The sequence below is a fragment of the Sporomusa sp. genome (genome assembly GCF_057736855.1).
This window is the reverse complement of the sequence record NZ_JBYKYF010000018.1, coordinates 8,949-21,201: the sequence shown is the minus strand read 5'-3', so window position 1 is coordinate 21,201 and position 12,253 is coordinate 8,949. Positions and strand designations below refer to the sequence as shown.

The following is a 12,253-nucleotide window of genomic DNA, read 5'->3' as shown; positions in this document are numbered from 1 at the left end:
TCTTGTCCAGCACAATATGAGCCTCTTCCTCGTCAACAGCAAATTTATTTAATCCCAGCAATTCCTCCGGAGAAAGTCTTTTTGCTGTCATATAGCCTTAAACCCCTTCCAACCATCGGCAAGTAATTGACCGAAAGTAACATGCTTTTTCAGTATTTTTAACATCGCTTTATCCATCCGCTCAGGAACTTTGCCGTCTACTGCAAACAAGACTTTCATCATCTCATTGGCCATAACCGGATAAGTTGACACCATCCGCCTGTTACTCAATAGTTCATGGAACTTCGAATACAGTTTCATGGTTGCCATAAGTCCCAGAGTTTCTAACTCGGCAACATAAGCCCGGCCAACATCACTACTGTTTTCATTTTTGATAATAGCCTGTGCTGCTGCGATCCCACTTACAATGGCCAAGTCTATCCCCCGGATGATTGTTCCGGTATTAATAACCACGCCGGCTGCATCACCAATTAGCAATAACCCGTCCCGGTACAGGCTTTTCGGCATGGCCTGGTAGCCGATTTCCGGCACAAGATGCGCACCATACTCGACAGTTTTCCCGTCTTTAATCAACGGATAAATGGCTGGATGCATCTTTAGCTCCTGCATAATCTCGTGAATTTGCTTCTTCTGACAAGACAGATCGGCTGGTTGTAACACAAGTCCTAAAGAAATGCTCTCCTTATTGGTATAGAGAAAACCACCCCCGAGAATATTGCTTGTACAACCGACAAGTACTCGGGCAGCACCTTCACCGGTGTTGAGATTGAAGCGGTCTTCAATCACCTTGGCTGGTAATTCGATGATTTCTTTGACGCCTACACCGACCGAATGGGCATCAATGTCGCGGCGCAAGCCGGCTTTTTGTGCTATAAAGGAATTTACGCCGTCAGCAGCGATTACTACCGTTGCGTAGATTTCATCGTCACCAGCCTTTATTCCGATGATTTTTCCATCTTCCTCTATCAGTTCGTCCACAAGAATACCCGGAGCCAGCATGGCCCCCTGGGCTTCAGCCTGCGCAGCAAACCATTCGTCAAAAGGTGCCCGTAGTACAGAATAAGACTGAGGAACCGTTTGGTTAAAATCATAATTCACATAATCGATAGTCGTTGCACTATTTGCTCCCAGCATCATTATCTGCTCGCGTACTACAGCTCTTTCCAAAGGTGCTTCTTTATATAGGCCGGGTTCGACTAACTCCAGCGCGTAAGTGTAAACCCGGCCGCCAGTAAGGTTTTTACTGCCTGCGCTTACGCCCCGCTCCACCAGCAAAACACTCTTACCGCTTTTTGCCAGTAAATAGGCACAGGCGGTGCCGGCCGGACCGGCACCAATAATTATGGCATCAAATTTTTCATTATCTGACATACTATCCCCCTATATCTACCTCCGTTTTATTTTTTCTGCAAAGCAGCCGTCAACAGGGGCACAACTTCGTACATATCCCCTACAATTCCATAGTCAGCTGCTTCGAAAATCGGAGCTTTTTCATTCGTATCAATAGCGACAATAATTTTGGCATCCCTAATACCGACAACATGCTGTACCTGCCCGGAAATACCCATCCCAATATACAGTTCTGGTTTGACTTTCTGCCCGGAAATGCCAATATAACGATCACTTTCTAACCAATGATAATCTTCTGAAATACCGCGGGTGCAGCCAATTTCAGCACCTATAGCAGCAGCCAATTGCTCCACCATAGTTAAATCTTCCTGTTTGGCTAAGCCGCGGCCAACACACACTATTCGTTCAGCAGCCGCAATGTCTGTGCCCTGGCGAACAATCGGACAAACCTGGCTAATGGCCACTCTAGGTTCTTCATTATAAACTTGCATGGTGTGTATCTGACCTTGCCCGCCGTTGCTGGCAGCTTCAGGGAAAGTCCGCGATGGAATAGTAACAATTGCCGGAAAAGCACTCACTTCCTTACATACCGCTAAACCGCCATATATCAAACGGGTGGTCACAATTACGTTATTAACATACTCAATACTCATTGCATCGGTAACAAGCCCGGTGTTAAGCCTTGCAGCCACTTGCGCTGCAAGATCCTTGCCGCGCATGGTGGCCCCGACCAAAACTACACTTGCCTCTTCCCGTGCTAATATATCTGCAATAGCAGCGGCATAGCTTTCTGGCCAAGGATTCGTACCTGTAAGCACATATACGTTGTCGGCACCGGCATTAGCAAAATCTTGTGCGTCTTCATTGGTTATGGTTATTACATTGACAGGCTGCTGCATGGCCTGTTTTAACTCCAGGCCTGCGGATAACAGCTGTCTGGCAATAACACTAGCTTCAGAATAAATCCAAATTCCTGGCATGATTAAACCTACCCCTTTCCTTTAGCACAGACCCTCTTGGGTAAGGCTGGCAACTAGTTTAGCGACATTATCAGCCTGATTGGCTTCTTTGAATATGATCTTTTTCCGATCCATGCTATAGCCTTTGAGGTCAACGCAGCTCACTTTGGGCAGCAATTGTTCAGCGGCAAGGCCTAAGTCGGCCATTTTAATCTCTTCCGATGGTTTTTTAGCAGCTGCCATCACTTGCTTTAATCCAGGTATACGGGGTTTGTTAATTTCCGGTAATACACTGATTATGGCCGGACCGATTACCGTTACTTCTTCGGTACAATCACCCAGTTTACGGACAGCTACAATGCGTCCGTCAGCGACGGTAAGCTGCTGAACAAACGTAATGGCCGGAACCCCAAGCAAAACAGCCAGCCGGGAGGCAGTCTGCTGGCTATAAGAGTCAGAACTGCCTTCACCACAAAGAATCAGGTCAAATGTCCCAATTTTTTTGATGGCAGCCGCCAGTACATTGGCGGTTACAAACGCATCCGCCTGTTTGGCAGTTTCATCACCAATCCAGTACACTTTATCCAGCCCTCTGGATAATGCATCTTTTAGGGATTGTTTGGTTGCTGCAGTGCCAAAAGTAAGGGCTTCTACACTCACACCATGCTGTTCCGCTAACTGCACACCCGCTTCTATGGCATTTTTATCATAATCACTGATTTTATATTTGGCCCTACCGGTGTCGAGCGACAAATCACTCGCTATTTTAATATCTTGTTCGTCCAATACCCACTTGTAGCAGACAAGAAGCTTTTGCATGGTTTACTCCTTTCTCTATACAGAAGAGCCTCTCTCCTGGTCATATCCTAGTAAATAATCTGTCGTATCATGCCAGCAGGTTACCGGCAATAATTTTTTCTGGGAAATCCAAGGAACTATTTTTAAGAATTACACCTTTGACGTCACGGTAAAGCCGGGATGCCGGCATTTCCTGACTGTACCCATAACCGCCTTCGATTTGAATTACGTCTATGAGTGCACTTTGCCCGATACGGGCAGCAAATAGTTTGATGATTGCCGCTTCATTGACAAATAGGTCACCTTGTTCCAGTAAGTTTGCAGCATCATAAACAGCCAGGCGTAACAGGTGAATGTTGGCTGCCATATCTGCCAACATGTTTTGGATGGCCGGAAAACTGGAAATCGGCCGGCGAAACTGAATGCGCTGCTTGCTGTATTTCACAGCATCATCCATAGCCGCCTGAGCAATTCCCAGCACCATGGCGCCCTCGGCTATTGCAGCCGCAGCCTGTGCTTCAGCAGCAATAGCTAGTCCCATTCCTTCGGTTCCTAAGAGATTTGCTGCCGGTATTGTTACATTGTTAAATGCTAATTCAACTGACTGGCAGCCCCGTAAACCCATGTTGTCAATCTTGCGCACCACTGACAGACCTGCCGCACTGCCGTCTACAATAAATGCGCTCAGTCCTTGCGAACCAGCCTCTGGATTAGTCTGGGCAACTACGATATATACACCGGCGACACCACCATTGGCAACATAGCATTTACGGCCATTTAACACGTAGCTATCGCCCTCTTTTTGGGCAACCACTTTATGTTCCCCGACACCAAGAGCCGCACGTGGCTCATACAGAGCAAAAGCCCCCAGTTTTTCCCCCTGACACAAAGCCGCCAAGTAAGTTTTCTTTTGTTCATCAGAACCCCAGCGGCTAAGGCTGTATGCCGCCAGCGAGGCATGGTTGACAAGAATGGCAGCCACTGCACCGCTTACTCGGGCTATTTCTTCAACAATTAAGGTGTAACTAAGATAACCAGCCTCAGCACCACCAAATTCAGCCGGCATAAAAATACCGAAAAAATCCTGTTCCACCATTTTGGCGACAATATTGGCCGGATGTTCACCTGTATGATCAATTTCAGCAGCTAACGGTGCGATATACTCTTGGGCAAACTCCCTGGCATTCTGCTGAATAAGCTGTTGTTCTTCTGTTAATACATAACCCATGCGTTACCCTCCTTTTCTGTATGCGCTTAATCTATGAATTAAGCAAAATGCCGGATATTACAATCCGTTGAACCTGATTGGTGCCTTCATATATTTGTGTAACCTTTGCATCTCGCATGAGCTTTTCTACGATAGAATCTTTAGAATAGCCATACTGTCCCATAAGTTCCACGGCATCAGCAGTCACCCGCATGGCCGTATCGGTGGCAAAGGTTTTTGCCATGGCAGCTTCTTTGGTATATGGCACGCCTGCCTCCTTCAGGCGTAACGCATTACGCACTAGCTGTCTGGCAGCCTCTATCTGGGTAGCCATATCGGCTAGCTTAAAGGCAACTGTCTGATGGTTAGCAATCGGCTTGCCATTAATATCCAGATATTCTTTGGCAAATTTTACAGCTTCATCTAGCGCCCGCCGGGCAACACCAACAGCTAGTGAAGCGACTATTGGTCGTGCCATATCCAGCGTTTTCATGGCCAACTTCATGCCTTCGCCTTCTTTTCCCAGAAGATGTGACTTCGGGACTCTAACATTTTTCAATAACAATTCTACGGTGTTAGAACTGCGAATTCCCATTTTGTGCTCAACAGCACCAACAATGACCCCTTCCCGCTCTTTCTCAACGATAAAAGCGCTTAGCCCTTTAGCTCCTTTGCTTGGATCTGTGGACGCAAACACCACCATAATATCGGCATAACCACAGGTAGTAGCAAAACATTTGGTTCCATTGATAACCCATTCATCCCCATCCAGTTTGGCAACAGTGGAACAAGCCCCAGCATCAGACCCCGCCCCTGGTTCAGTCAGGGCAAAACCACCCATGCCACCGTTTACCAGACGACCATAATATAATTTTTTCTGTTCGTCAGTACCAGCTATGGCCAATGGATAAGAACTTAATCCATTGCCGCCAAGAGTGGTAGCAAAAGCCGCACAACCATAGCCCCATTCTTCGGCGACCAAAGACTGGGTAACTGAATCATAACCAGGACCGCCATATTCCTTGGGAACTGCCATGCAGTGAAGACCGGCTTTTTTCACTTCTGCCAATATGAATTCATGAAATTCACCTTTTTCATCCCACTCGCGGTCTACAGGGATAATATGTTTTGCCGTAAACTCCCGGGCTAACTGTTGTATTTTTTGCTGTTCAGGTGTAAGCGACATGTCAACCATCATCATCAACCTTTCATTTTGGCTTCTAAAATCTGCTTAAGCTGACCCCATTTGGGCTGGAAAATTCCGCTCGGCATAGTTTTTAGGTTAGGAGATATAACAGGCTTAAAATCCATAAGCGCTAATACATCTTTTTCCAAATCAATTCCGGGGGCAATCTCGGTGAGGGTTACCTGTCCATTTTCCAATACAAATACGGCACGTTCGGTTACATACACAACCGGTTGCTGTACCTTGGCGGCATATTTACCACTAAAGGTAATTTGCTCAACCGTGTCAATAAACTTCTTGTTTTTGCCTTCTTTAACTATGACTAGCTTGCCATCCTGGCAGGTAACTTCCAGTCCGCCGGCTGTAAATGAACCACAATACACGACTTTTTTGGAGTTTTGCGTAATATTAATAAACCCGCCGCAGCCCATCGGACGACCTTTAAACTTGCTGACATTCACATTTCCTTCTTTGTCGGTTTGAGCAAGTCCTAAGAAAGCCACATCTATGCCGCCGCCATCATAAAAGTCAAATTGCGAATGATGCTCGACTACCGCTTGCGCATTATAAGCCTGTCCAAAGTGTGGCAGACTTGCCGGCACACCACCTATTCCGCCTGCCTCAGTTGTCAGCGTCATCATGTCTGCAACATTCTCCTCGGCGGCAATAGCGGCTACATCACTGGGAATACCTACCCCCAAATTAACAACGGTGTTGGGAGCCAATTCCATAGCAGCGCGTCGGGCTATGATTTTGCGCTCGTCAAGTGGCAATTCGGGAATACTGGTAAGCGGTACTTTGATATCGCCGGAAAAAGCCGGGTTAAAGTATACGCCTTCTGTTTGCCAACAGCATTCCTGTTTGGTAGCAATCACAATATAATCTACGAGAATTCCGGGGACTTTTACTTGCTTAGGATGGAGAGAACCTGATTTCGCCAGATATTCAGCCTGTACAATAACAATGCCGCCAGAGTTTTTAGCAGCTTGGGCGAGTGGCAGGGCTTCCATCAATACCCCCTCATTTTCCATAGTAAGATTACCGTCTTCATCTACTGTTGTTCCGCGGATAAGAGCCACATGAATTGGGAAGGTTTTATAGAAAAGCCATTCCTCACCTTCAAACTCAACAACTTTGACAATATCCTCAGTAGTACATGAGTTCATTTTTGCGCCATCAACCCGCGGATCTACAAAGGTCCCCAGTCCGACTTTGGTAATCAGCCCTGGACGTTTAGCTGCAATTTCACGGTATAACTGGACGATAACCCCTTGGGGCAAGCAGTAGGCTTCCATTTTATTCTCAGCCAGTAATTTGGACATGCCGGCGGAGGAACCAATATGGGCACCAATCCATCTTTTGACAAGCCCCTCTTTACCCAACCGAGTAGTCCCACGTTCTTTCCAGTCACCAATGGCTGACGCGTGCATCAGGGTTATATGTCTGGGATGACCAGTTTCTAAAAATCTCTTTTCGATCGCCTGGGCGACCTCTTCGGCCCAGGCAGCAAGCCCAAAACCGGTTGCAGCTACTGTCACACCGTCTTGAATCAAAGCCGCCGCCTGGTCGGCAGTAATAATTTTTGACATAATAAGTACTCCTTTCTATATAAAACTGATTTCAATAGTGATATATTGCAAAATTAATGCCAACTTCAAAAAAAACCTAAACCACTGCAGATACAAGCCTACTGACACCAACCATCTCCATACATCCCCCATAACAAGTACCAATATTGCGACAGTTATTAACATTTTGAAAAATACATGTACCTAAATCGGTACATGTATTGGGAGGCTTACAGTATGATTTATGTATGATTCATATCGCCAAAACAAAAAACAAGCTGAATAGTACAGTTATCCTGCACCATTCAGCTTATTTTTTAGCCATCGCATACCTTACGATATGTTATGAGTATTTTTATCTTCCTGCTCAAAGGCTTTGAGCTTCCGGTATAAAACGGTACGATAAATTCCCAGTTTTTCGGCTGCATCACCGATTTTACCGTTACACTGATTCAACACTTGGTAAATATACTGCTTTTCTAACGATTTCATTACTTCTTTTAATGTCCCGTTAAGCCCAGTTACTTGCAAATGCCCCACCTTGGGTTTACAGGTTGCCATGCGCTGCTCAAGCTCAAAAAACTCTGTCGAGTAATTTTGCAAGCTGTTAATCACCAGACGTTCCATAACATTTCTTAGTTCGCGCACATTTCCCGGCCAATTATGTTTATACAGGGATTGAATGGTGTCTGGATCCATTTCAATGTCTACATCGTATTTCTTCTTAAACTCTTCGAAAAATTTTAAAGCCAATACAATCATATCTTCCGGCCGTTCCCTGAGTGGCGGTATCTGAATAGGTATCACATTCAGTCGGTAAAACAAATCAGCTCGAAAACTTCCCTCCTGAGTCATTTTGTGCAAATCTTTATGAGTGGCAGCAATTAGTCTAAAATCCAGTTTCCGGTCAACATAACTGCCTAACCGCCGTACTTCACGGGTTTCCAGCACCCGGAGTAGTTTTGACTGAAGTGGCAGCGGCAATTCAGCAATTTCATCCAAAAATAACGTACCACGATGAGCAGCCTCAAAAAGTCCAATTTTTCCTTCACTACTAGCACCAGTGAAAGCGCCTTTTTCATAGCCAAATAATTCAGATTCCACCAGATGATCAGGCAATGTAGCACAATTTATGGCAATGAAGGCTTCGCCAGAACGCTTGCTGTGACGATGAAGATATTTTGCTAAAATTTCCTTACCTGTCCCGGACTCTCCGTATAATACTACCGTACTATCTGTCTGAGCAACCGCATGAGCTTTTAATAATAGCTCTTTCATAACCTTGCTCTCAGCCACAATCGTTTCTTTATCGAGTACATAGCTTCTCAAATATTCCATTTCTCTTTTGCGGCGATTGCGATACTCTCTTTCTTCCGTACTCATAGGCTTTTCCTCTGCTTCTGCCGGCCTGCCTGTAGTCAATACCAGGATCACATTGCCTTCATCGTCCATAATCGGTGTACTGGTAGATATCTGTCTAATACCCAACTTAGTTACCAGCTCACCTTTTACCACACATTTCGTTGCAGCAGCCTCTATCGCGTAAGATTTGGTATAGTACCCTTTAGCAACAAGATCACGAACATTTGACTTTAGCAGTTGATCCAGTGATATATCTAAAGTCAAGGCTGTCGTGGAATTGGACAATAATACATTTCCATGACGATCTGTAACAAATATCGGATCAGGCAGATTGTCAAAGATCAGGTCCAAATTCTGTTTGGCCAGTTGATAACTATGCCTCGTCTTTTTTTTACTGCGTGGCATAGAACTACCTCCTTTTAGTCCCCAAAGATCTGCTGCATGAGGGAATATGCGCGTGAGATTTCGATTATTCACTCAGTTATAAATAATACAGCTTTCTTAAAAAAATCAATCCTAAAACAGTGCAAAACAGTCCCACCAATGTGAAACTGTTTTGCAAAATAGTCAATCCATTAATTATAGCGACCGTATTTCTCCACTGCAGCAAAGAAGGCATCAACATTTTCCCGCTTGGCATTCATTGGCAAGTTACAACCGGATGAATAAATCAGCCCTTCCCCATTGCGGAAGGTAGTAATTAATTTTTTCGCGTATTCGTCAAGTTCACTGGGGGAAGCCACAGTAAATAAAGCCGGACTTACGTCTCCTTTGATAGCGCAGTGTCCTTTTAATATCTCATGAGCTTTAAATATGTCTGTTGCACTATCTAGTTCAAGAACAAATTTAGCCTTGGGCAAGTCAAGGAAGTATTCGAGGTTTTTGGTCCAGTCAGCATCAAAATGCAGAATCGGAACAATATTCTTTTCAACCAGCCGCTCAACCATAACTTTTAGTTGTGGCCAAACAAACCGTTCAAAGTTTTTCTTGTTAATGAATTGACCGGCCCCTCTTACTCCGCCGATAAACACCCGGTTTATCCCGGTTGCCTTGACAGCTGCCTCACAGCCGGCAATAATCGCATCATTAACTATCCACAGCATTTCTTCGACCTGATCGCCGATTTGATACATATCTTTATAAAAACGTTCCATAGAACGACAGATGGACAACGCATCAAATGGCAGCGTCCCCATAATAGCTCCCCAAGTTAAGCTCTGACCGCGTGCCACACTGCGATTAATCTCATCTTGGCGGAGTTTTGCCATTTCCTGCTGACCTGCAAGAACTTCCTCACGGCTTACGTTATGAATTCTTTCAAGAAAAGTTAAGCGATACTCAACCCAACCTTTTTCTTTAAGCAAGGCGTAATCTTCTCGAGTCATTGCCTCATATTCGTGAATTTGATATTGGGCATTGTCATCCAATTCTTTACCAGGCATTCTAAATTGTCCCGGACCGCATTTGGTAGCTACATGCCCAATTCTGCCATGCAGCATATAGGCATTACTATCCCATACCGGATAATCTTCCCATACCTTATGGATGGCTGCCTGGGCCTTTTCCCAGTCCCACATGAATTCTTTGTTAGTTAACCCTACATGTTGTCCTGCATATTGCTCAATAATAGGTGCACAGACTACCCTGTCCACTGGTTGAAGATTAATTGTCGCTACTAGTCTTTCTTCCGCAGTCATTACATCCTTCATTTCATCCCACTCCCTAAATATTTAAATTATCTTACATAGAGTCTGCAACCTTCTATATATCAGCCGCAGTCGCGGCTAGCCGCTGCATAGGTGCCGAGATCAGCGATTTTCTGCTACAACAGTTAATTCACGGCCATGCTCACCTGTTTTGCTGCCTCAATCACATTATTAGATCCCAGCAGGTTGGACAGCCATATCACTGACAAACGCAATGCGTAAGCCTAAAATATTTGTATATACATCTATATATTATAATAATCTGATCTGTTGCACTTGTCAATATTTTTTTGATTTTTCTTTTAATTTTATCTAAATACCATAGTTATCCTCTGTTTCTTGGGGAATGCGATGGATTTGGCACTTTGCTGACAGTAACAGAGATACAATAAAAAAGGCTACCATCTCAGGTAACCCAGTAAATTTGCAAACGCTATTTTTTGTTTGTATATGTGCTGTTATAAAAGTTATAGCTTGTAATTTGGGACATACCATCCTGATTTTTGCATATATCGCTGATAGTAACAGGATTTCCCGGTTCCAATACTAAAAACTCCTCATCCCAGGGGCCTGTCAGCAGTTTATGGAATAAACGCAGGGAACCATGCACCACTTCATGCTGCATGGCAAGTTGTTCAGCAAATGCTTGTGTTTTCGGCAATACTTCTTCTAACGAATAAGCCCCGGTATCAATCAGCATAAACCGCTTATAGTGTCCAAGCATAATTTTCATAATTTTCTCGGCTCTAGCCTGTCCATACCGTTTAATACACCGTTCATATTCGCGCAGTAAATTATTTTCATAGTCAAGCCAGCCCTTGGTTAAAAAATAGGTTCCCATTTCTTTGGATATCTGTTTTCTGGCCTCACAAGAACCTAAAAGTAACGGAATACAATCATCCACCTTGGGCATTACGAGTTTAGCCTTATCGGATGTAATGCCCAGCAAACTATTGCCGCAATATCCAAACACTAACAATATCGCATCAATATTATCAATTCGATTGATTTCTTCTTGAATTCTTTTACGTAATAATTCCGGTGTATCATGCAGCCCTGATTCAATATAAATAATAGGAAAAGTTACACCAGTTTCCTTAATGGCCAGTGTAAGCTCATCTCTGAGAGTCTGACAAGCCAATATCGCCGTCTTCATCCTATGCCCCTTCCTTTGTACTCTATACGATCTGCTTATTGGCAACTAGGATAGTCCGGCAGAGTTCTGCAACTTTGGTACAATCTGTCGCCCAATAGTCAGCCCCTGTGTACTTTCTCACACTTTCGTTTACCAGGCCGCCGATAATAACGGTAGTCTGCGAACGAAGCCCGGCTTCTTCCAAACAATCTATCGTATTCCGCATAGAATCATACGCATCGGTAATAAGTCCGGTTAAACATACAACCCGACTATTATACTTGATAACGGCCTCAACAAATTTTTTTCCAGGCACGTCTACGCCCAAATCACAAATATCAAAACCATTATACCTCATAATACCTGTTGTAATATTTTTGCCAATATCATGAATATCATTTTCTACGGTTCCAAAGATAATGGTAGGATAAATTTTGCGCGTGGAAACCACCCGGTCCTGGCTAACCAGTTCCAGCACATCCTTAAATATTTCGGAAGCCATAATCAGATCTGACAGAAAATACTCGCCTTTGCTATATAACTCGCCTACCCGCTCAGTGCCTTGCCGAATTTCTTCCAACAGAACATAGGGATTAATCCCCATTTTAAGTCCTTGCTTCACAAGATTGATAACCATGGCCTCATCCAACCTGGCCATAGCGCCAACAAGCATTTTCTGGATCTTTAGCATATATCATAACCTCCTTGAAAGCGGATAGGAAGTAGCCTTTAATTCAAACCGGTCTTTATGACAAAACATAACTGAGACTCCCAGCAGTGTATCATCTTTCGCATAAATAACCTGTTTTATCACCAAAGCGGGTATAGCTTCATCTGTCTCTAGTAATTTTGCTTGCTCGGCTGACAATGTGGCAACCGATATCACAACATCATTACGAACTGGCACACTTTCTTGATGTTTAGCAACCAATTCTGGGAAATCAGCATACTCTAACTGCGTTTCTAATAGCGGCTTACCTTT

Annotated in this window: 11 protein-coding genes; all 11 read right to left on the bottom strand. The window is 44.3% G+C overall.

Going from position 1 to position 12,253, the window contains the following annotated elements; all coding sequences use genetic code 11:
- Positions 1–87: 87 nt before the first annotated feature.
- Positions 88–1,371 carry an FAD-dependent oxidoreductase gene (locus tag AC29Z1_RS02480; protein ID WP_488269877.1) on the bottom strand — a complete coding sequence of 428 codons (1,284 nt, stop codon included), beginning with the start codon at positions 1,369–1,371 and terminating at the stop codon, positions 88–90.
- Between the two features lie 26 nt (positions 1,372–1,397).
- Positions 1,398–2,330 carry an electron transfer flavoprotein subunit alpha/FixB family protein gene (locus tag AC29Z1_RS02475; protein WP_488269876.1) on the bottom strand — a complete coding sequence of 311 codons (933 nt, stop codon included), beginning with the start codon at positions 2,328–2,330 and terminating at the stop codon, positions 1,398–1,400.
- 21 nt (positions 2,331–2,351) lie between these two features.
- Positions 2,352–3,128, bottom strand: coding sequence for an electron transfer flavoprotein subunit beta/FixA family protein (locus tag AC29Z1_RS02470; RefSeq protein WP_488269875.1), 777 nt, complete (start codon positions 3,126–3,128; stop codon positions 2,352–2,354).
- 67 nt (positions 3,129–3,195) lie between these two features.
- On the bottom strand, positions 3,196–4,335 hold the full coding sequence (locus tag AC29Z1_RS02465; protein ID WP_488269874.1) for an acyl-CoA dehydrogenase family protein: 1,140 nt from the start codon (positions 4,333–4,335) through the stop codon (positions 3,196–3,198).
- A gap of 31 nt (positions 4,336–4,366) precedes the next feature.
- Positions 4,367–5,515 carry an acyl-CoA dehydrogenase family protein gene (locus AC29Z1_RS02460; RefSeq protein WP_488269873.1) on the bottom strand — a complete coding sequence of 383 codons (1,149 nt, stop codon included), beginning with the start codon at positions 5,513–5,515 and terminating at the stop codon, positions 4,367–4,369.
- Positions 5,515–7,089: an acyl CoA:acetate/3-ketoacid CoA transferase gene (locus AC29Z1_RS02455; protein WP_488269872.1), complete on the bottom strand. Its 1,575-nt coding sequence runs from the start codon at positions 7,087–7,089 to the stop codon at positions 5,515–5,517. The genes AC29Z1_RS02460 and AC29Z1_RS02455 overlap by 1 nt, the downstream gene beginning before the upstream one ends.
- 312 nt (positions 7,090–7,401) lie before the next feature.
- Positions 7,402–8,835 (bottom strand): sigma-54 interaction domain-containing protein, encoded by a 1,434-nt coding sequence (locus AC29Z1_RS02450; RefSeq protein WP_488269871.1) that lies wholly within the window; start codon positions 8,833–8,835, stop codon positions 7,402–7,404.
- A gap of 170 nt (positions 8,836–9,005) precedes the next feature.
- On the bottom strand, positions 9,006–10,139 hold the full coding sequence (locus tag AC29Z1_RS02445) for a uroporphyrinogen decarboxylase family protein (RefSeq protein WP_488269870.1): 1,134 nt from the start codon (positions 10,137–10,139) through the stop codon (positions 9,006–9,008).
- 430 nt (positions 10,140–10,569) lie between these two features.
- Positions 10,570–11,292, bottom strand: a complete 723-nt coding sequence (locus AC29Z1_RS02440; protein WP_488269869.1) for a DUF1638 domain-containing protein — start codon at positions 11,290–11,292, stop codon at positions 10,570–10,572.
- A gap of 22 nt (positions 11,293–11,314) precedes the next feature.
- Positions 11,315–11,962 (bottom strand): cobalamin B12-binding domain-containing protein, encoded by a 648-nt coding sequence (locus AC29Z1_RS02435; protein WP_488269868.1) that lies wholly within the window; start codon positions 11,960–11,962, stop codon positions 11,315–11,317.
- Positions 11,963–11,965: 3 nt separating this feature from the next.
- On the bottom strand, positions 11,966–12,253 hold a 288-nt coding region (locus AC29Z1_RS02430; protein WP_488269867.1), incomplete at its 5' end, for a UTRA domain-containing protein.

Bases quoted from the DNA above. Each gene is read 5' to 3' on its own strand.
- AC29Z1_RS02480 (WP_488269877.1), bottom strand. From the start codon at position 1,371: ATGTCAGATAATGAAAAATTTGATGCCATAATTATTGGTGCCGGTCCG.
- AC29Z1_RS02475 (WP_488269876.1), bottom strand. From the start codon at position 2,330: ATGCCAGGAATTTGGATTTATTCTGAAGCTAGTGTTATTGCCAGACAG.
- AC29Z1_RS02470 (WP_488269875.1), bottom strand. From the start codon at position 3,128: ATGCAAAAGCTTCTTGTCTGCTACAAGTGGGTATTGGACGAACAAGAT.
- AC29Z1_RS02465 (WP_488269874.1), bottom strand. From the start codon at position 4,335: ATGGGTTATGTATTAACAGAAGAACAACAGCTTATTCAGCAGAATGCC.
- AC29Z1_RS02460 (WP_488269873.1), bottom strand. From the start codon at position 5,515: ATGATGATGGTTGACATGTCGCTTACACCTGAACAGCAAAAAATACAA.
- AC29Z1_RS02455 (WP_488269872.1), bottom strand. From the start codon at position 7,089: ATGTCAAAAATTATTACTGCCGACCAGGCGGCGGCTTTGATTCAAGAC.
- AC29Z1_RS02450 (WP_488269871.1), bottom strand. From the start codon at position 8,835: ATGCCACGCAGTAAAAAAAAGACGAGGCATAGTTATCAACTGGCCAAA.
- AC29Z1_RS02445 (WP_488269870.1), bottom strand. From the start codon at position 10,139: ATGAAGGATGTAATGACTGCGGAAGAAAGACTAGTAGCGACAATTAAT.
- AC29Z1_RS02440 (WP_488269869.1), bottom strand. From the start codon at position 11,292: ATGAAGACGGCGATATTGGCTTGTCAGACTCTCAGAGATGAGCTTACA.
- AC29Z1_RS02435 (WP_488269868.1), bottom strand. From the start codon at position 11,962: ATGCTAAAGATCCAGAAAATGCTTGTTGGCGCTATGGCCAGGTTGGAT.